This is a genomic window from Streptomyces griseoluteus (assembly GCF_004784465.1).
In the GTDB taxonomy this organism is placed as follows: domain Bacteria; phylum Actinomycetota; class Actinomycetes; order Streptomycetales; family Streptomycetaceae; genus Streptomyces; species Streptomyces griseoluteus.
This window is the reverse complement of sequence record NZ_SRRU01000012.1, coordinates 135,698-154,422: the sequence shown is the minus strand read 5'-3', so window position 1 is coordinate 154,422 and position 18,725 is coordinate 135,698. Positions and strand designations below refer to the sequence as shown.

17 protein-coding genes and 2 tRNA genes are annotated in these 18,725 nt (G+C 70.5%); 3 read left to right on the top strand and 16 right to left on the bottom strand.

Features of this window, described 5'->3' with window-relative positions:
- Nucleotides 1-260: 260 nt before the first annotated feature.
- The 6 genes from E5082_RS28615 to leuS all read right to left on the bottom strand — a co-directional run bounded on the left by E5082_RS28615 (nucleotide 261) and on the right by leuS (nucleotide 8,042).
- Nucleotides 261-683 (bottom strand): hypothetical protein, encoded by a 423-nt coding sequence (locus E5082_RS28615; RefSeq protein WP_135794135.1) that lies wholly within the window; start codon nucleotides 681-683, stop codon nucleotides 261-263.
- Nucleotides 680-2,563 carry a hypothetical protein gene (locus tag E5082_RS28610; RefSeq protein WP_135794134.1) on the bottom strand — a complete coding sequence of 628 codons (1,884 nt, stop codon included), beginning with the start codon at nucleotides 2,561-2,563 and terminating at the stop codon, nucleotides 680-682. Before E5082_RS28610 ends, E5082_RS28615 begins: the two co-directional genes overlap by 4 nt.
- Nucleotides 2,564-2,925: 362 nt before the next feature.
- Complete coding sequence (locus E5082_RS28605) at nucleotides 2,926-3,264, bottom strand: hypothetical protein (RefSeq protein WP_135794133.1); 339 nt, start codon at nucleotides 3,262-3,264, stop codon at nucleotides 2,926-2,928.
- A 66-nt stretch (nucleotides 3,265-3,330) separates the two neighbouring features.
- Nucleotides 3,331-4,176, bottom strand: coding sequence for a DegV family protein (locus E5082_RS28600; protein ID WP_135794161.1), 846 nt, complete (start codon nucleotides 4,174-4,176; stop codon nucleotides 3,331-3,333).
- 72 nt (nucleotides 4,177-4,248) lie between these two features.
- Nucleotides 4,249-4,962: a hypothetical protein gene (locus E5082_RS28595; RefSeq protein WP_135794132.1), complete on the bottom strand. Its 714-nt coding sequence runs from the start codon at nucleotides 4,960-4,962 to the stop codon at nucleotides 4,249-4,251.
- Nucleotides 4,963-5,150: 188 nt separating this feature from the next.
- Nucleotides 5,151-8,042, bottom strand: a complete 2,892-nt coding sequence (gene leuS, locus E5082_RS28590; protein ID WP_135794131.1) for a leucine--tRNA ligase — start codon at nucleotides 8,040-8,042, stop codon at nucleotides 5,151-5,153.
- Between the two features lie 402 nt (nucleotides 8,043-8,444).
- Here leuS and E5082_RS28580 point away from each other — a divergent pair, with 402 nt between their 5' ends.
- Both E5082_RS28580 and E5082_RS28575 read left to right on the top strand, forming a co-directional pair.
- On the top strand, nucleotides 8,445-9,638 hold the full coding sequence (locus E5082_RS28580) for a chromosomal replication initiator protein DnaA (RefSeq protein WP_190045190.1): 1,194 nt from the start codon (nucleotides 8,445-8,447) through the stop codon (nucleotides 9,636-9,638).
- A complete protein-coding gene (locus E5082_RS28575; protein ID WP_135794130.1) occupies nucleotides 9,635-11,245 on the top strand; it encodes an NADH-quinone oxidoreductase subunit NuoF family protein in 1,611 nt (536 codons plus the stop codon). The genes E5082_RS28580 and E5082_RS28575 overlap by 4 nt, the downstream gene beginning before the upstream one ends.
- A 109-nt stretch (nucleotides 11,246-11,354) precedes the next feature.
- Here the strand turns inward: E5082_RS28575 and E5082_RS28570 are convergent.
- From E5082_RS28570 to E5082_RS28535, 9 genes are all read right to left on the bottom strand, one after another.
- Nucleotides 11,355-11,427: transfer RNA gene (locus E5082_RS28570), tRNA-Ala, on the bottom strand.
- Nucleotides 11,428-11,515: 88 nt separating this feature from the next.
- The gene (locus E5082_RS28565; protein WP_006136074.1) at nucleotides 11,516-11,749 is read right to left on the bottom strand and encodes a hypothetical protein; all 234 of its coding nucleotides are present in this window, start codon (nucleotides 11,747-11,749) and stop codon (nucleotides 11,516-11,518) included.
- 322 nt (nucleotides 11,750-12,071) lie between these two features.
- Nucleotides 12,072-12,144, bottom strand: a tRNA-Ala gene (locus E5082_RS28560).
- A 106-nt stretch (nucleotides 12,145-12,250) separates the two neighbouring features.
- On the bottom strand, nucleotides 12,251-12,919 hold the full coding sequence (locus E5082_RS28555) for a histidine phosphatase family protein (RefSeq protein WP_086693658.1): 669 nt from the start codon (nucleotides 12,917-12,919) through the stop codon (nucleotides 12,251-12,253).
- Nucleotides 12,919-13,362, bottom strand: a complete 444-nt coding sequence (gene rsfS / locus E5082_RS28550) for a ribosome silencing factor (protein WP_135794129.1) — start codon at nucleotides 13,360-13,362, stop codon at nucleotides 12,919-12,921. The genes E5082_RS28555 and rsfS overlap by 1 nt, the downstream gene beginning before the upstream one ends.
- Nucleotides 13,363-13,522: 160 nt before the next feature.
- Entirely contained in the window at nucleotides 13,523-15,220 is a 1,698-nt protein-coding gene (locus E5082_RS28545) for a LytR C-terminal domain-containing protein (RefSeq protein ID WP_135794128.1), read from the bottom strand.
- Nucleotides 15,221-15,236: 16 nt separating this feature from the next.
- A complete protein-coding gene (nadD, locus tag E5082_RS28540) occupies nucleotides 15,237-15,914 on the bottom strand; it encodes a nicotinate-nucleotide adenylyltransferase (RefSeq protein ID WP_190045191.1) in 678 nt (225 codons plus the stop codon).
- 55 nt (nucleotides 15,915-15,969) lie between these two features.
- On the bottom strand, nucleotides 15,970-16,134 hold the full coding sequence (locus E5082_RS32510; RefSeq protein ID WP_030814997.1) for a hypothetical protein: 165 nt from the start codon (nucleotides 16,132-16,134) through the stop codon (nucleotides 15,970-15,972).
- A gap of 127 nt (nucleotides 16,135-16,261) precedes the next feature.
- Nucleotides 16,262-16,426: a hypothetical protein gene (locus E5082_RS28535; RefSeq protein ID WP_031183650.1), complete on the bottom strand. Its 165-nt coding sequence runs from the start codon at nucleotides 16,424-16,426 to the stop codon at nucleotides 16,262-16,264.
- 100 nt (nucleotides 16,427-16,526) lie between these two features.
- On the opposite strand from E5082_RS28535, the gene E5082_RS28530 reads away from it, so the two are divergent.
- Complete coding sequence (locus E5082_RS28530; protein WP_135794126.1) at nucleotides 16,527-17,615, top strand: M48 family metallopeptidase; 1,089 nt, start codon at nucleotides 16,527-16,529, stop codon at nucleotides 17,613-17,615.
- Nucleotides 17,616-17,625: 10 nt separating this feature from the next.
- Here the strand turns inward: E5082_RS28530 and E5082_RS28525 are convergent, their stop codons facing one another.
- Nucleotides 17,626-18,693 (bottom strand): SCO2583 family membrane protein, encoded by a 1,068-nt coding sequence (locus tag E5082_RS28525; RefSeq protein WP_135794125.1) that lies wholly within the window; start codon nucleotides 18,691-18,693, stop codon nucleotides 17,626-17,628.
- Nucleotides 18,694-18,725 lie beyond the last annotated feature (32 nt).

The window sequence follows — 18,725 nt, the reverse complement described above, 5'->3', positions numbered from 1 at the left end:
AAATAGGAGCCAGGGGCCGGTGTGCCCGGCGGGCAAACGCACGTGTCGGGTGTGAGCAGGTGATTCCTCGGCGGGCCGCTGCCGCGCCGGACGGTAACCCGTCGGGCAGTGATGTCGACGTCGTTGCGCGGGATGGTGGTCCCGACAAGTACGTGGTCGGCGAGCAGGATGACGATGAACCGCTCGAAGGAGTTGCTGGCGCCTGAGCCTGAAGGCCCCCCAGACGGCAGCGGGGGCCTTCCCTAACTCCTCTAGTCCTATTACCGAGCGGTCCTGCGGGCGGCAGGCCATCGGGGTCTGCCGAGAGTGGGGAGTCGCTTGGTGTCGAGCGGCCGCAGGACCGCTCCGATCCGACCTTCGATCGTGCGCACGAGGTCCTCCTCGGTGTCCGCTACCAGTGGGACCACCATCAGGCGCGTCCACTGTGCGGCGCGTCCAGACAGTACGTGTTCCTGGACGCGGTCACCGACCGATCCGTCGCGGATCGCGCTTCCGGTGTAGCGGATGACGTTCTCGAAGTCGGCGGCGATGTAGACGCCTGTCGAGAATTCGTTCCAAGCCCGGTCCTCTGTGATCTGCAGGATCGTCGAGGCGACGGGGAGGCGTCGCAGCAGCGCGGATCCGGCAAGGTCGCACGCGGTGTTGTAGTTCTCTGGGGTGAGCGTGCACGTGAAGGGGTTCATCGGGCGGTACCGCTCTCGTCCAGGTCGGCCCGCATCCGGTCGGCTCGGCGGCGTGCGCCTCGCCATTCCGAGACGAGGTCAGTGATCTCGACAAGCGTGTTCCGCACGTTGGAGTTGTCGTACCCCAACGTGTCCACCAGCGCCACGCCGTCCGTACCGGTCACGTCGCCGACCTCCTGGGCGGCGGCGTGCAGGTCGTCAAGGCGTCCCTGGAACTCCTTGAGCGCCGCCGCGAAACGGTCCTCGGGGCTGTCGTGCGTGATGCCTTCCTCGTCGGACAGGTCGATGAGCTCACGGAGCCGCGCGGGGGTGAGGGGTTCGGCGCCCGCGATTCGCTTGTCCTCCGGCATGGTGCCCTTGGCCAGCTCCTGCGGGTCCCGTCCAGCCCTGCCGTCAAGAACGATCTGACACAGCTGCCGCAGGCCGACGTCTGTCTTGGCCAGTTGCCGCATGATCTGCTGAGGCTCGGTGTTGCTGCCGCGGCCGCCGAACTCGGAACGGGTCAGCAGTTGAGTGCGGCCCCCGACCAAGTGGTAGCTAGCCAGCGCCGCGAGCTCGGCGGTGGCCGGGCCGGCGGTGTCTCCGGCTTGTACGAGTTCGCGGAGCGCTTCGGGCAGCAGGTCGAGCGGGTCGGTGCAGGTCAGCTCGACGCCGCGCAGGGCCGACCAGCGCCAGGCCCGGTCGAGCGATGAGCGCAGGGCAGTGAGTCGCTTATCCGCAGGAAAGCCCCGCAGGGCGACCTCAGCGGCCAGCTGAGTGCGCTCCTCCAGCTTGGGCTTGGCGCCGGTGAGGTCGACGATTGCCTCGTTAACCGCGCGGGCCTGGCGCTTGTTCGGATGAGGATTGAGTGCACCGCAGGCCAGGACGGCGACCTGGTCGGCGAGAAGGCCGTGCTCGCGGTCCGAGCCATCGAGAATGTCGCGCACCATTTCCGCGGTCATCCCACTGGGGACGGGGAGTAGACCTCGTTCGTAGAGGTTGTCCACCGCGGCGTTTGCCTTGGCGTTGAGCGTCGTAGCGGTGGAGAAGTTCATGGGGGGCGCCATGTGCAAGTGCGCCACGAAGCGCCGACGTGCCCGGTCGAACCCTCGCGGGGCCGAGAAGCCGATGATCACCCGGGCGTTGGGCATGATCGAGCAGCGGACCTTGCGAGCCTGCTCGTCGGTGACCATGTCGCTTCCAGCCCACTCAACAAGGTCTTTGAGCAAGTTGGTCGCTCGACGGCTGCGGGGACGCAGATTCCACGCAACGTCCTTGAACGTGATGCCGAGGCCTTTGTGGCTGGCCACGATACGGCCGAAGCCATCCGTGGACTCAAGCCTCGTAACGGCGCCTACGTCCGTAGTAACCCGGAGGGCGCTCAACCATCCCGGTGTTTCGATACCGCGGTCGAGGATGGAGCCGACGTGCGGGTTGTTGTCCACCATGTCGGTGATCCGGGGGGCCATCGCGTCGATCAGCTTCTCGGCCGAGTCCATCTCGAAGGTAAGCAACGCCTCACCCTCGACGGCCCCGAACCGAGGCATGCCGATCGTGCCACGAGCGTGCTCGTCCTCGAACCGGATGTTGTCCGGTGACGGCAGGACGCGCCAAGTCACGACATCGAACTCGATGTATGTGAACTCCTCGGAGCCGAAACGCTGCACCTTTGGCGCGCGCAGGGCGCGGCGAAGCTGCTGCTGGTCGGCAGCGGCGGCAGTCAGCGTCTCAGCTAGCTCAAGGCTCAACCCGGCCGAGATACACGCCGCGACGCTTTTGTCGATCACTGCCTGGGAGGCAGGTGGCCGCAGATGTGCGCCAATGCGTCGGTGATCAACGATGTCCGACTCGGTGAAGAGGGGGGCCTGCGGCTCGGCGGCCGACGCGGGTACGTGGGACACAGCGGTCTTCCTAGACTCTCGACCTGCTCACCGATTTGGTCAGCAGAGAGCGAGGGCTTGGACTTGACTCGACACCGTGCCCCCACCTGCCCTCCCGGCCGGGTGGCCGTCCAGGGTTGCGGCGCACACCGCCCAACTCACAGTTCCTTCAGGACACTCGCCGATCAATGACGGTGGAGCCTTGGTGCGACCGGGCACTTCGAGTGCAACGGCCGTACTGGATAAGTGGACTGACGGTAATGCAGCTAGCCGATAAGGTTAGCACACCGGTGCGTCAGGCCGAGCGGTACCGCCTCCTGCGGCAGATACACCGCCGCGCGGGCTCTGTGCTTCCCGTCCGGTTGCGGTCGCCCCCGGCGGCGTCATGGGCGGGCAGGCGACCGGGGTTGGTGCAGTGCACGAACGCGTGGGTCCGGTTCGGCGATCAGTTGGCGAAGCTGCCGGTTCTCCATCTGCTGCTGATGGAGTGCACGGACAAGGGCCTCGTTGGCAATCTTGAGTTCTTTGATCTCTTCCAAGTCAGCGGCATGCTGCTCTTTGAGCTTGACGATCCGTGCGCGGAGTCGTTTCTCACTGTCAGGAGTTTCTCCGCGGGCGCGAACCCGTTCGTAGAACTCGTGCTTGAGATCAAAGTGCCGCTGAGTCAGAGCATTGCGGGGAGCAGCGGCTTCGGTCGCCCCGGTTGTGGATAACTCCGTCACCCAGACGAGCCACGCCTGCCCCAGCCGAATGCCCCCCGCCGACCGCCCACGCCCCGCAGGCACCCCTCACCGAGGCGAAACCACAACCCCCAGCAACCCGGGCCCCGTATGCGCCCCGATCACCGCCCCCACCTCACTGACGTGCAACTCCGCCAGCCCGGACACCCGTTCACGCAGCCGGTCCGCCAAGACACCGGCCCGCTCGGGCGCGGACAGATGATGCACGGCGATGTCCACCTCCGCGCCAGCCGCCCGCTCCACCACGATCTCCTCCAGCCGGGCGATCGCCTTCGACGCCGTACGCACCTTCTCCAGCAGCTCGATCCGCCCGTTCTCCAGCCGGAGCAGCGGCTTCACGGCGAGGGCGGAGCCGAGGAGTGCCTGGGCGGTGCCGATGCGGCCGCCCCTGCGGAGGTAGTCGAGGGTGTCGACGTAGAAGTGGGCGGAGGTGTCCGCGGCGCGTTTCTCGGCGGCCGTGACCGCCTCGTCGACCGTGCCGTCGCCCTCCGCGGCCTCGGCGGCGGACAGGGCGCAGAAGCCGAGGGCCATGGCGACCATGCCGGTGTCGACGACCCGGACGGGTACCGGTGCCTCGCGGGCGGCCAGTACGGCGGCGTCGTAGGTGCCGGACAGCTCGGCGGACAGGTGCAGGGAGACGATGCCGTCGGCGCCCGTCTCCGCGACCTCGCGATAAGTGCGGGCGAACTCCTCGGGGCTGGGGCGGGAGGTGGTGACCGGGCGCCGCTTCTGGAGGGCCTGGGCCAGGGAGCGGGTGGAGATCTCGGTGCCCTCTTCGAGCGCCTGGTCGCCGAGGACGACGGTCAGCGGCACCGAGGTGATGCCGTGGCGCTCCATCAGCCCCGGCGGCAGGTAGGCCGTTGAATCGGTGACGATAGCGACATGGCGGGACATGAGCTGGAGGTTACCTGCCATGGCTCCGGCACGGCAGTCCAGCCCCGGAGGAGGGCGCCGGGGCGCCGGGGGTCAGGCGGTGCTCTCCGGGCGGGGCTTCTTCTGCCAGGGGTATGCGGGCCGGGCGGCGGGCGGGGTGATGGCCTGGGGTTCCTGCTCCCCGGGCCAGGTCTGGCGGCGGGCGGCGGCCTCGTCGGTGCCGGCTGGGGCCTCGGGCCAGGGGGCGGTGGCCGGGGCCGTCGCGTTGGTCCAGTGCCGCAGGGCGCCCGCCTCGATGTCGATCTGGGAGCTGAGGGCGTCCAGGTCGTCCTCGGCGAAGCGGCTCGCGCGGTCGCGGGCGGCCCAGCGCAGGGAGTCGGCGGACGCGGTGATGCGCTCGGTGCGGGTGCGCAGCTCGGGGAGGCGGGCCGTGAGGGTGGCCCGGTCGGGCTCCGACTCCAGGTGCTTGAGCACGACGTCCAGCTCGCGGCCGTGCACGCTGAGGCGTTCGAAGAGGCCGAGGGACTCCTTCAGCGAGGCGTCCTCGGCCGGGCCCGCGTGCAGGGCGTCCTGGGTGGCGCGCATGGAGGTGCGCAGGGTGAGCCGGAGCTGGGCGATCTCCCCGGCGGGGCCGGGGCGGGTGAGGGACTTGGCGCGCAGGGTGTGGTCCTCGACCGTGCGGCGGCCCTGGGCGATGGTGCGGTCCACGCTGCGCTTGGCGGCGGTGACCGCCTTCACCGTGGCGTAGGTGCCGAGGACGACGAGCAGCACGAAGAGCACGGCGAACACGGTGATCACTGCTTCCATGACGCGTTCCTCCTCAGGACGCGGCCGCGAGCCGCCTCGCTCCGCGCCGCCTCTTTCTCCACCGTCTCCACGGTAAACGCAGCGGGCAGGCCCCGGGTTCCACCGGAACCCGGAACCTGCCCGTAGGGGATCACCCCGACACTCACGCCGGCACCCGGAGCACCGGGCGCTCAGCGAGGCACGACCCCTCAGCCGGTGACGATGTTCACCAGCTTCGGCGCCCGCACGATCACCTTCCGGATCGGCGCGCCGCCCAGCGCGGCGACGACCTTCTCGTCACCCAGCGCGGCCTTCTCCAGCTCCTCGTCGGAGATGTTCGGCGGCACCTCCAGGCGGGCCTTGACCTTGCCCTTGATCTGCACGACGCAGGTCACGGTGTCGTCGACCAGGTAGCGCGGGTCCGCGACCGGGAAGTCCTGGTGGACGACGGAGTCGGTGTGGCCCAGCGTGTGCCACAGCTCCTCGGCGATGTGCGGGGCCAGCGGGGCGATCATCAGCACCAGCGGCTCGGCGACCGTGCGGGGCAGGGCGCCGCCGCTGCCGTACGCCTTGGTGAGGTGGTTGTTCAGCTCGGTGACCTTGGCGATGGCCGTGTTGAAGCGCAGCCCCTCCAGGTCCTGGCCGACGCCGTCGATCGCCTTGTTGAGGGCGCGCAGGGTGTCCTCGTCGGGCTCGGCGTCGGTGACGGTCGGGGCGCCGGTGTTCTCGTCGACGATGTTGCGCCACAGCCGCTGGAGCAGCCGGAACTGGCCGACGACCGCGCGGGTGTCCCAGGGGCGGGAGACGTCCAGCGGGCCCATCGCCATCTCGTACAGGCGCAGGGTGTCGGCGCCGTACTCGGCGGCGATCTCGTCCGGGGTGACGGCGTTCTTCAGGGACTTGCCCATCTTGCCGAGCAGCCGGGAGACCTTCTCGCCCTGGTACCAGAAGGCGCCGTCGCGCTCCTCGACCTCGGCGGCGGGGACGGCGATGCCGCGGCTGTCGCGGTAGACGTACGCCTGGATCATGCCCTGGTTGTAGAGCTTGTGGAACGGCTCGGCGGACGAGACGTGCCCCAGGTCGAAGAGGACCTTGGACCAGAAGCGGGCGTACAGCAGGTGCAGTACGGCGTGCTCGGCGCCGCCGACGTACAGGTCGACACCGCCGTGCGGCATGCCCTCGCGCGGGCCCATCCAGTACTGCTCGATGGCGGGGTCGACCAGCTCGCGGTCGTTGTGCGGGTCCAGGTAGCGGAACTCGTACCAGCAGGAACCGGCCCAGTTGGGCATGGTGTTGGTCTCGCGGCGGTACTTCTTGGGGCCGTCGCCCAGGTCCAGGGTGACGTGGACCCACTCGTCGTTGCGCGAGAGGGGGGTCTCGGGCTGGGTGTCGGCGTCGTCGGGCTCGAAGGTGCGCGGGCTGTAGTCCTCGACCTCGGGCAGCTCCAGCGGGAGCATCGACTCGGGCAGCGCGTGGGCGATGCCGTCCTCGTCGTAGACGATCGGGAAGGGCTCGCCCCAGTAGCGCTGGCGGCTGAACAGCCAGTCACGCAGCCGGAAGTTGACGGTGCCCTCGCCGAGGCCGGTCTCAGTCAGCCACTCGGTGATGCGGGCCTTGGCCTCGGGGACGGCCAGGCCGTCCAGGGTGACGGACTCGCCGGCGGAGTTGACCAGCTTGGCGTCGTAGGAGGCGAAGGCGTCGTCCCAGGTGGCGGTGTCGGTACCGCGGCCGTCGGTGGGCTCGACCACGCAGCGGATCGGCAGCTCGAAGGCGCGGGCGAACGCGAAGTCACGCGTGTCGTGGGCGGGGACGGCCATGATCGCGCCGGTGCCGTAGCCCATCAGGACGTAGTCGGCGATGAAGACCGGGACCTGCTCGCCGTTGACGGGGTTGACCGCGAACACACCGGTGAAGACGCCGGTCTTGTCCTTGGCCTCGGCCTGGCGCTCCACGTCGGACTTGGCGGCGGCCTGCGCGCGGTAGGCGGCGACGGCCTCGGCCGGGGTCGCGTGCCCGCCGGTCCACGCCTCGTGGGTGCCCTCGGGCCACGCCTCGGGGGTGAACTTCTCCACCAGCGGGTGCTCGGGGGCCAGCACCATGTAGGTGGCGCCGAACAGGGTGTCGGGGCGGGTGGTGAAGACGGTGATGCGCTCGCCGTCGACGGGGAAGTCGACGCGGGCGCCCTCGCTGCGGCCGATCCAGTTGCGCTGCTGGAGCTTGATGGCCTCGGGCCAGTCCAGCCCGTCCAGGTCCTCCAGCAGGCGGTCGGCGTAGGCGGTGATGCGCATGTTCCACTGGCGCAGCTTGGCCTTGAAGACCGGGAAGTTGCCGCGCTCGGAGCGGCCGTCGGCGGTGACCTCCTCGTTGGCCAGGACGGTGCCCAGGCCCGGGCACCAGTTGACCGGCGCGTCGGAGGCGTAGGCCAGCCGGAACTCGCCCAGGACGTCGGCGCGCTCGGCGGCGGTCAGCTCGCTCCACGCGCGCGTGTGGCCCGGTACGGGGCGCTCACCGGACTCGAAGAGGACGACCAGCTCGGAGATCGGGCGGGCCTTGCCGGCCTCGTCGTCGTACCAGGAGTTGAAGATCTGGACGAAGATCCACTGGGTCCACTTGTAGTACTCCGGGTCGATCGTGGCGAACGACCGGCGCTTGTCGTGGCCCAGGCCCAGCCGGCGGAGCTGGGCCTTCATGTTCTCCATGTTGGCCTCGGTGGACACGCGGGGGTGCGTGCCGGTCTGCACCGCGTACTGCTCGGCGGGCAGGCCGAAGGCGTCGAAGCCCAGGGTGTGCAGGACGTTGTGCCCGGTCATGCGCTGGAAGCGGGCGTAGACGTCGGTGGCGATGTACCCCAGCGGGTGGCCGACGTGCAGGCCCGCACCGGAGGGGTAGGGGAACATGTCCATGATGAACTTCTTGGGCTTCGCCGCCAGCTCGGCGTCGTCCGCCAGGTCGCCGGTGGGGTTCGGCGCGGCGTAGGTGCCGTCGACGTCCCAGAAGTCCTGCCAGCGTGCCTCGATCTCGGCCGCCAGGGCGGCCGTGTAGCGGTGCGGCGCGGCCTCCGCCGACGCGGCAGCGGTGGCGGCGGGGTTCGTCTCGCTCATGATCCTCAAAGCTCCATCGATCGTCTCTGCCCGCGGAAACGAAAAAGCCCCTCACACAGGAGGGGACGCCGCGCCGATGCCGACCGTCCGGTGCGACCGGTGGTCGGTACTGATCAGCGCGGCTCGCTAAGCAGAAGGCGTACAGCACGCATGGCGCTAGGGTACCGCAGCCCTTGAGCAAGCCGCGACGCGCGTGCGTATGCAGGTGAGACATGTCCGTACGGCCGCCAGATCTGAACCCGGGTCAAGGATTACTTCGCGTAACAGTCACTAAGGGACGACGCCGCAGGTGGTTCGTCCTTTGATAACAACGCAATAACTCAAACCTCGTACTGATCGGTATGGCTCCACCTAGAGTTCGGCAGCGGGACCGCCTTCCCGAAACTGCTCGGAGTTGCCCCCATGAACCCTCGTCGTAGTAACAGCTCGCTCCCCAAGCCCGGCCGGTCGGCCTATGGGGTGGCGTCCGCTGTCGTCCTGCTGCTCATACCGGTGGTCGTGCTGGTGGGAGGGAGTCAGTTCCAAGAGTTCCTGAACTTCGGCGCGGGCGTACTGTCCCTCGTCTCGCTGAGCTGCTCGGTCATCTGGGGCCTGGTCGCCCAGGACCGGGTGCTGCTCAACACCCGCCAGCGGATCATCGGCCAGGCGGTGCACCGGACGACGGCGGTCGGCTCGATCGCGTTCCTGCTGCTGCACATCACCACCAAGATCGCGCTGGACCACACCCAGCTGATCGCGGCCCTCATCCCCTTCTCCCTCGGCGTCACCGGCAGCGGCGGTCTGATCGGCCTCGGCTCCCTGGCCGGCCTGCTGATGGTCTTCGTCGGCGTCACCGGGGCCCTGCGCAGCAACTTCGCCACCCCCGCCCCCGTGGCCGCCCGCTGGCGCGCGATGCACATGCTCGCCTACCCGGCGTGGTGCGCGGCCCTGGTGCACGGTCTGTACGCGGGCCGCCAGGCCAAGCCGATCTTCGTGATCCTCTACGGCCTCTCCCTGCTCGGCGTGATGGCCGGCCTGGCGCTGCGCGCCGCCCCCCGCCCGGTCAAGCGACGGCTCGCCGACCGCCTGGTCGGCCTCTTCGGGGGCGCCGAAGCCTTTGACCTGGACCGTCTGGAGGCGAGCCGGAGCCGCCGGAACGAGCCGGGCTTCGACAACCGCCGCGAGCCCCGCCGCGCCCCCGAGACCCCCTCCGGCCCGCTGTACCAGTCCCCCGCGGCCCCCGCCCCTGACCCCGGCTTCGCCGCCGCCTACCGCACCGCCGACGGACCGGGTACCGGCCGGCAGGCGACGACCACCACCGGCCCCGCCTCCAGCTGGCCGGTGCCGTCCCCGCCCCCGGTCGGCGAGGCCCCGCCCTCCTCCTACGACCCGCTCCAGGACACCGGATACAACATCCCCGCCTATGGCAATCCGGGCACCCCCGGATACGGCGGAAGTGATGTGTACAACACCGGTGAGACGAACGCCCGCTACGGGACGTACAACTCCTCCGAAACGTTCAACAGCGGTCCCGCCTCTGAAGCGACCCCCGGCGCCGGATACGACGCGCCGGGTTCGGGCGAGCCCTGGAACACGCCTTCCGGAGGCCATAGGTGAACGAGGCCCTTCCCGACGTCCCCGAGGTCCGCGTGGTCGGACTTCCCCAGCTCACGTCGGGTTTCGACCTTGTGGAGCGGCTCGACCTGCCCATGCACCTCAAGGTGCACGGGCCGCTCGAGCCGCTCGGCGGTGAGCAGCTCGCGCAGCTCGCCGAGAAGATCCATCTCAAGGGGCGCGGCGGTGCGGGCTTCCCCTTCCACAAGAAACTCCGCTCGGTCGCCGAGTCGGCGATCAAGAAGGGCGTACGGCCCGTCGTCGTCGTCAACGGCAGCGAGGACGAGCCGGCCTGCCGCAAGGACACGGTGCTGATCAACCGTGCCCCGCACCTCATCCTGGACGGCGCGCTGCTGTGCGCCGAGGCGATGGGCGCGCGCACGCTGGTGATCGGCGTGACCCGCGAGTCCACCCAGCGCTCGATGGAGGCGGCCCTCGCCGAGCGCGGCCTGAGCAACTCGCGCCGCTCGGCCCTGCGCGCCTGGGTGCAGCGCAACCCGGTCCGCATGGTCACCGGTGCCGCCGCCTCCCTGATCCGCTCGGTGGACGGCGGCCCGGCGATCCCGCCCGGCCGCAAGATCAGCGCCTCGCAGAGCGGCGTCGGCGGGGTCCCCACCCTGCTCTCCAACGCGGAGACCTTCGCCCAGTTGGCCATCGCCGCCCGCATCGGCCCCGAGCGCTACGGCAACACCGGTCTGTACGACGAGCCGGGCACGGTGATGCTGACGGTTTCCGGCGCGGTCGCCCGCCCGATGGTGATCGAGGCGCCCACGGGTGTGCCGCTGCGCTACATCCTCCAGTTGGCCGGTGCCCCGCCGGTGCCGCAGGGCGTGCTGACCGGCGGCTACCACGGCAAGTGGATCGACGCGGCGACGGTGAACGAGGCGGTCGTCTCCCGCAACTCGCTGGACGCGGTGGGCGGCGCGCTCGGCGCGGGCGCGATCCTGCCGATCAGTCAGGAGACGTGCCCGCTGGGCGAGTCGCTGCGGGTGGCGCAGTGGCTGGCCGACGAGAGCGCCGGGCAGTGCGGCCCCTGCTACCTCGGACTGCCCGCCGCCGCGCGGGGCATGGAGGACATCATCAACGGCGGCGGCCCGGCCGCGCTGGAGGCGCTGAAGCAGGTCGCCAAGAACGTGAAGCGGCGCGGGGCGTGTTCGCACCCGGACGGCTCGGCGATGTTCCTGGAGTCGACCATCAAGGCGTTCACGGACGACCTGGCCGCCCATGTCCTCGGCAACGGCTGCGGACGCCCCGTGGAGGGCGTGCTGCCGCTGTTCGAGGACGGCAGGCTCCCCGCCGGCATCACGGGCGGCGCGGCGCCGGAGGAGTCCGGGGGCAGCCGCCAGAAGATCTACGTCGACTGGACGCTGTGCCGGGGCCACGGGCTCTGCGCGGACATCCTGCCCGAGGTGTTCGAGCTGGGCGCGGACGGCTTCCCGACGGTCGCCCAGGCCCAGGTCCCGCGCTACGCGGAGGCGAAGGCGCTGCGCGCGGTACGCCGCTGCCCGGCGCTCGCCCTGCGGATCGAGGAGGACACCCGCGGCCAGGCGCCCGCCCGGAACCTCCCGGTGGTCTCCCAGGGCCGGGGACGGCGCGCACTGGGCCGCTGACGCAGCTGGGCGGGCCGCCCGAGGAGGGACGGCCCGCCCGGCCACGGACAGCCAACTGCCAACACGACGAAGGCGGACCGTCTTTAAGACGGTCCGCCTTCGTTTTCTGTGGAGCTAAGGAGAATTGAACTCCTGACCTCCTGCATGCCATGCAGGCGCTCTACCAACTGAGCTATAGCCCCTTGTTGCTGTCCGCCCGGTTTCCCCGGCGGCGATGCCAACATTACACGGACCCCGGGGTGGAACACCAAATCGGTTCCGTAATGTCCGTTATGCCGTGACGAAGGAGTAGAACCGCTTGAGCGTGCAGTGCTCCTCCAGCAGCCGGCCGTAGATCGGCTCCCCCTCGAGTTCGCGGTACGTCTCGATGGGGTCGCCTTTTATGATCAGCGCCCGGGCGCATTCCTCGCACCAGTACTGGTAGTCGGGGTTGATCGGCTCCATGTCGCGGACGATCGGGGTGCCGCTTCCGCACCAGTCGCACTTCCGCCTGTGTGCACCCATCGCTCAGCTCCAGCTGTGGCCGCAGGCCACGTGCGCGGAACCTCCAAGGATGCTCGCAGGCATCGCCACTCCCTCCCGTCGGGCCGAGCCCCCTTCCGGCCGTCTGATTCTGCCACGGCCGGGCCTGCACGGTCAGCGACGCCTCAGTACCGGTCCGGACACGGTCGCCCCCGTGCGAAGACCGTTCGCCGAGGTATACGACCATGGAACGCGAACGACTCAAGTGAACGGCCCGAGCGGGGGACAAGCAGAAGATCCCGCCCCTCGAAGGGACGGGATCTTCATCACCGATCTCTGATCACTCACCAGGAGTGTCGATCTGTGGAGCTAAGGAGAATTGAACTCCTGACCTCCTGCATGCCATGCAGGCGCTCTACCAACTGAGCTATAGCCCCTCGTGTTCTTCCCGCTCCGCGGGCCGAACAAGAAGAACTTTAGCCTGTGCCCTGCCGGAAAGTGAAATCCGGGTCCCGAGGCCCCGACCAGGGGCTTCGGCGCGGTTCAGTCGTCGTCGCCGAGGACCGGCTCGGGCAGGGTGCCGGCGTTGTGCTCCAGCAGCCGCCAGCCGCGGGCGCCTTCGCCGAGCACCGACCAGCAGCAGTTGGTCAGGCCGCCGAGGCTCTCCCAGTGGTGCGACTCCAGGCCGAGCAGCCGGCCGATGGTCGTACGGATGGTGCCGCCGTGGCTGACCACCACGAGGGTGCCGTCCTCGGGCAGCTTCTCCGTGTGCCGCAGCACGACCGGGGCGGCCCGGTCGGCGACCTCGGTCTCCAGCTCGCCACCGCCGCGCCGCACCGGCTCGCCGCGCTTCCAGGCGGCGTAGTCGTCACCGAACCTGGCGATGATCTCCTCGTGCGTCAGGCCCTGCCAGACGCCCGCGTAGGTCTCCCGCAGGGCCTCGTCGCGGACGACGTCGAGGCCGGTCAGCGCGGCCAGCTCGTCGGCCGTGTCGGAGGCGCGCCTGAGGTCCGAGGCGATGATCGCGTCCGGGCGCAGCGAGGCGAGCTGCCGGGCGGCCCGGCGGGCCTGGGCGATGCCGGTCGCGGTCAGCTCGACGTCCGTGGTGCCCTGGAAGCGGCGTTCGACGTTCCACGCGGTCTGGCCGTGCCGCCACAGGATGATGCGGCGGCCCCGTCCCGTGCGGTCGGTCACCTCACCGGTGGCGCTCATCAGCGCTCCTGGCCGAGCTCGTCACCGGCCTCGTCCGCGTGCAGCTTGGCGTGCTCCTCGGCCTTGCCGCGGGTGGCGCGGGCCTCCTCGGGCAGCTCCAGCTCGGGGCAGTCCTTCCACAGGCGCTCCAGCGCGTAGAAGACGCGCTCCTCGCTGTGCTGGACGTGGACGACGATGTCGACGTAGTCGAGCAGGATCCAGCGGGACTCGCGGTCGCCCTCGCGGCGGACGGGCTTGGCGCCGCGCTCCTTCAGCAGGCGCTCCTCGATCTCGTCGACGATCGCCCGGACCTGGCGGTCGTTCGGCGCGGAGGCCAGCAGGAACGCGTCCGTGATCGACAGCACGTCGCTGACGTCGTAGGCGATGACGTCGTGGGCGAGCTTGTCGGCGGCCGCCTGGGCGGCGGTGTTGATGAGGTCGAGAGAACGGTCGGTGGCGGTCACTGTGCGGCTTTCGTTCGAGGACGGGGTGCGGTTTGCGAAGACTCGGGGCGGGCCGACCGGGCGCGGGGCGCTGTCCGGAGGCACCAGGACTCCAAGGGTCTCACGCGCGGCCGGGCCCACCCCACGTGTTCCGGTGCTCACGTGGGGTGTGCCACGCCGGTCAGGAGGCGGCGGGCCGGTAGTCCTGGCCGAGGACGACGAGGACGTCGGCGCCGGAGGAGACCGCGCCCTTGGTCACCGAGCCGGCGGGCAGCCCCAGGGTCTTGGCGACCTCGGCGGCGTTCTGCTTGTCGGCGGGGGCGGAGTAGACCACCTTTGAGGCGGACTGGGCGCCGGAGGCGGTGCCGCCCTCGATGAACCCGAAGCCGCCGCCCAGCAGGGTCACGCGGGCCTTCTCGGTGTCGTCCTTGGAGCCGGTGGCGTTCTGCACGGCGACCCGGACCGCGGAGCCGGCGTCGGGGCTCTTGGCGGTGCCGCCCAGGATGTTCTTGACCACGCTGTCGCTGGTCCCGGCGGTCAGCGTGCCGTCGCTCTGCACCGGCAGGGGAACCGTCCGGTACTTCCCGTCCTTGGCGAGGTCGGCCAGCTTGGCGAGGAAGGTGCCCAGGTCCTTGTCGGTCAGCGGCGGGTCGAGGATCTGCGCCAGGGTCTGCACGGTGGTCGTCGCGGCCGACGGGTCGGACGACAGCTTGCGCAGCGCGCCCTGCATGACCTCCCCGAACCGCTTGAGCTGGGCGTTCTCGGTCTCACCGGGGCCCCGGTAGGTGGCGTAGGCGACGGCCATCTTGCCGCTGAGGGTCTGCGCCTGGCCCCGGTGCACCAGCGGGGCGGCGCCCTTCTTCTTGGTGTCCGGGTCGGGCACGTCGGTGTCGGTGTCGATCTCGATGTTGCCGACCAGCTCGACGAGGTTCTGGAGGTAGGGCGTGTCCAGCCGCCAGGTGCCCTGGATGTCGGTGCCGAGGACGGTGTCGAGCTGGTCGCGGGTGCCGGAGGAGCCGTCGTCGTCCACCGACTTGGCGAGCGTGGTGGTGGTGCCCGAATCGTCGGTCAGCGCCAGGGAGTTGGGCAGCAGGACGGTGGTGCCGCGCTTGGTGGTGGTGTTGTCGACCAGCAGCACGGTGGAGGTGTCGCGCTTGCCGGTGTTGTGCAGGTGGACCACGATCACGTCGCGCTTCTGGGCGCCCGCGGCGACGGTGGTGCCCTTCGCGGTGCCGGGCGAGGAGACGCCGGGCAGCTTCCCGGCGTACCAGAGGTAGCCGACGCCGCCCGCCACGACCAGGGCGAGGACCACGCCGAGCGCGATGACGCGGCCGCGGGCGCGGCGGCGGGCCTCCTCGCGGCGCTCGGTGCGGTTCTCGGTGAACTTCAGCCAGTCGATGACGTCCTCGGACTCGCCGTCCGGCTCCTCGACGAACGCGAACTCCCCGTCTTCGCCCGCCTTTTGACCCTCGGTCGGGGGTGCCTCGGTCTTGGCCTCCTCGTCGGGCCGCGCCTGCTGTGGGATGTACGCCGTCTGCTCGGTGACCCTGGGCTGCTGCCCGCTGGTCGCGGCCTGCCCGTACGGGTCGTAGCCGGGGGCGGGTGCCTGGGCGCCGGTGCCGTACGGGTCGTAGGGGGCGTTCTGCGTCCCGTAGGGGTCGTAGCCGGGCGGTATGGGCTGTTGCTGCCCGGTGTCGTGACCGCCCTGGGCGTAGCCCTGTTGCTGCCCGTAGGGGTCGTAGGTCCGCTGTTGCGGCTGCTGTCGGTGGGACGGGACCTGCTGGTACACCGGGCGGCCGTAGTCGTCGTAGCCGACGATCTCGTACTGGTCCCCTCCGTACTGGTCGTCGCCGTACCCAGCTTCGTATCGGTCGTTCACCGGTGCCCCTCTCGGCTCACTCGCCGCGGTACAGCTCGCGCTTGTCGATGTAGCGGACGACCCCGTCCGGGACCATGTACCAGATGGGGTCCCCCTTGGCGACTCTCGCCCGGCACTCGGTGGACGAGATGGCCAGCGCGGGCACCTCGACCAGGGAGACACCGCCCGCGGGCAGGCCGGCGTCGGTCAACTGGTGGCCGGGGCGGGTGACGCCGACGAAGTGGGCGAGGGAGAAGAGCTCCTCGGAGTCCCGCCAGGTGAGCAACTGGGCGAGGGCGTCGGCACCGGTGATGAAGAACAGGTCGGTGTCGGGGTTGAGGGCGCGCAGGTCGCGCAGCGTGTCCACGGTGTAGGTGGGACCGCCGCGGTCGATGTCGATGCGGCTGACGGAGAACTGCGGGTTCTCGGCGGTGGCGATGACCGTCATCAGATAGCGGTCCTCGGCCGGAGAGACGTTTCGGTGCGACTTCTGCCAGGGCTGGCCGGTGGGCACGAACACCACCTCGTCCAGCCGGAACCGGGCGGCGACCTCGCTGGCCGCCACGAGGTGCCCGTGGTGGATCGGGTCGAAGGTGCCGCCCATGACGCCGAGCCTGCGGCGGCCCGTGCGGGCGGGGCCGTGGTCCGCCGAGTCCCGTGCCGGATCTTCCACGGTGCCGTCCGCCGGACCGGTAGGCATGTCCTGCTCTCCCATGCGTGCAGACCCTACCGGCCCGGCCTGCGGCTTCTCGCCGGGGACCGGCCGGGTTTCAGCGGTCGCGGTTGAAGCGGGTGGTGATCCACAGCAGGAGCAGCAGGATGAACAGGGCGCCGCCGCCGGTGATCGCGGGGTTGAGGCTGTTGTGGTTGCCGCCGTGCTCTGCGCCCTCGGCGGCGAGAGTGACCAACTGGGCAGCGGTGCTGTGGAGGCTCATCTTCAGCGTGACCTATCGCGTGTGGGCGGGATAAAGACGTCTGCCCATCGTAAGCGGGCACCCCCTCGGCGATCACGCCGACTCCGGCAAAGGGGCGTGCGGGGCCCGCGGGAACCCCGGGGAGGCGTCAGTCGTCCTTCTGCTTGTAACCGCGCAGGAGGAACCAGCCGGTCAGCGCACAGCCCACGACCATCACGATCAGCACGATCCGGAGCAGGTTGCCCGGCCCCTGCTGCTGGACGGCGCTCGACGCGGCCTCGGTCAGCCAGGCGGCTGCGGGGTGGTGCTCCATGACATGGACTCCTTAGGGGTGCTGCCCGTCCACGGTATATCCGCCTAGGCTGGGCCCGGTCCGGGGGGCGCAGCGGGTTTCCGAGACGCAGGGGGAAGACATGTCCGACGACCGCCACGAGCAGGCCGGCCACGAGCGTGTGCCGGGCCGGCACCGCAGCCGCTTTCCGGGTATCTCCTCGCGCGCGTACGAGCATCCGGCCGACCGCTCCGCCCTGGTGGCGTTGCGCAAACTGACCGGATTCGACACGGTGTTCAAGGCGCTGAGCGGGCTGCTGCCCGAGCGGAGCCTGAGGCTTCTGTTCCTGTCCGACTCGGTGCGGGTCTCCGACCGCCAGTTCGCGCACCTCAGCGACATGCTGCGGGACGCCTGCTACATCCTCGACCTGGACAGGGTCCCGGCGATGTACGTCACGCAGGACCCGAAGCCGAACGCGATGTGCATCGGCCTGGACGAGCCGGTCATCGTGGTGACCACCGGTCTGGTGGAGCTGCTGGACGAGGAGGAGATGCGGGCGGTCGTCGGCCACGAGGTGGGCCACGCGCTGTCCGGCCACTCCGTGTACCGCACGGTGCTGCTGTTCCTTACCTCGCTGGCGCTGAAGGTGGCGTGGATTCCGCTGGGCAACGTGGCGATCATGGCGATCGTGACGGCGCTGCGGGAGTGGTTCCGCAAGTCCGAGCTGTCGGCCGACCGGGCCGGGCTGCTGGTGGGCCAGGACCTCAGGGCGTCGATGCGCGGCCTGATGAAGATCGCGGGCGGCAACCACCTGCACGAGATGAACGTGGACGCGTTCCTTGAGCAGGCCGAGGAGTACGAGGCCGGGGGCGACCTGAGGGACTCGGTGCTGAAGATCCTGAACGTGCTGCCCCGCTCGCACCCCTTCACCACGATCCGGGCGGCCGAGCTGAAGAAGTGGGCCGACTCCCGCGACTTCCAGCGGATCATGGACGGTCACTACCCGCGCCGCGAGGAGGACAAGGACGCCCGCGTCGGCGAGTCCTTCCGCCAGTCCGCCGCGAGCTATGCCGACGAGGTGCGCACCAGCAAGGACCCGCTGATGAAGCTGGTCTCCGACCTCGCGGACGGCGCGGGCGGCCTGGGCGGCCGGGTGAAGCGGGGATTCAACGGCTTCACCGGGCAGCCCCCGAAGGACGGTCCCGCGAAGGACGCTCCCACAGGCGGCTGAGCACCCGCGCTCACCCGCGCGGCTGGGCGGTGTCGGCGAGCGTGCCGCACAGGGCGGGGGCGCCGGTCCCGTAGGGGTCGGTGCCCGGCGGTCCGCCCGCCTTGGCACGCTCGCCGGCCAGCAGCGGCCGCAGATAGGCGCCTGTGTCCACGGCGCAGGAGAGCGGGCCCGCCTCGGTGCTGGAGACGGTCAGCCGGGTCTGGCCGACGCGCAGGGCGTCGCGGTCGAAGCGGAAGGTCACCTCGCGGCGCACGGTGAACAGCGACACCGGGGTCTTCCCCTCGGTGCCGGCCGCGCGCACGGCGTAGACGAAGGTGCCGTCGGCCACGACCTGGAGGGTGGCCGCGTCGGTCTCGGTCACCCTCAGGGCGCCGCGGGTGCGGATGTCGTCGTCGGCGAGGGCGGTGCGGGCGGGGTCGAAGCGGACCATCCAGCCGGTGGGCGCGTGCCTGCCGTCGGCCGCCGGGGCGTCCATGCTGCGGTCGAACTGGTCGAGCTGGTCGGCGGCGATCAGGGCCCGTACGGGGCGGACCTGGCGGCCGGTGAGCACGTCGGGGTCGAGCGCGGAGTGCAGGACGTACTTGCGGGCGGTGTCGAGGGCGGCGAGGACCTGGCTGTCGGAGAAGTGCGCGGTGGGCTGGGAGGGGGGCAGCGGAATCCCGGCGAGGCCCACCGCGAACCGGGCCGCGGGACTGCGGGCGTACAGCGTCCGGGTGTCGGGGGCGCCGGGCACCGGGCCGCGCGGGGCGAGGGGGACGACGCTCATGCGCAGCGGCTCGGTGGACCTCTTCACGGGTGCTGCGCCGTAAGGGTGGCGCAAGCCCATGAAGACGGCGGTGCCGAAGGCCACGGCGAGCAGCAGCAGGAGCACCATGGCCTGCCGGGGGATGCCCCGGCGCAGGGGCGGGCGGCGGCGTACGGCGGGGGCGTGGTCGCTGACGCGTTCGCGGGCGGAGGATTCCTGGAGCCGGGCAGCACGGACGAACGACTCGTCGAACACGACGGATCGGTACTCGTCCTCGGCACCGCCGGGGGCGCCCTCGGGTGTGCCCTCCGGTGGGTCTCCAGGCCCGCCCATACCTTCAGGGTAGGTCGCGGCGGGCTCGGGTA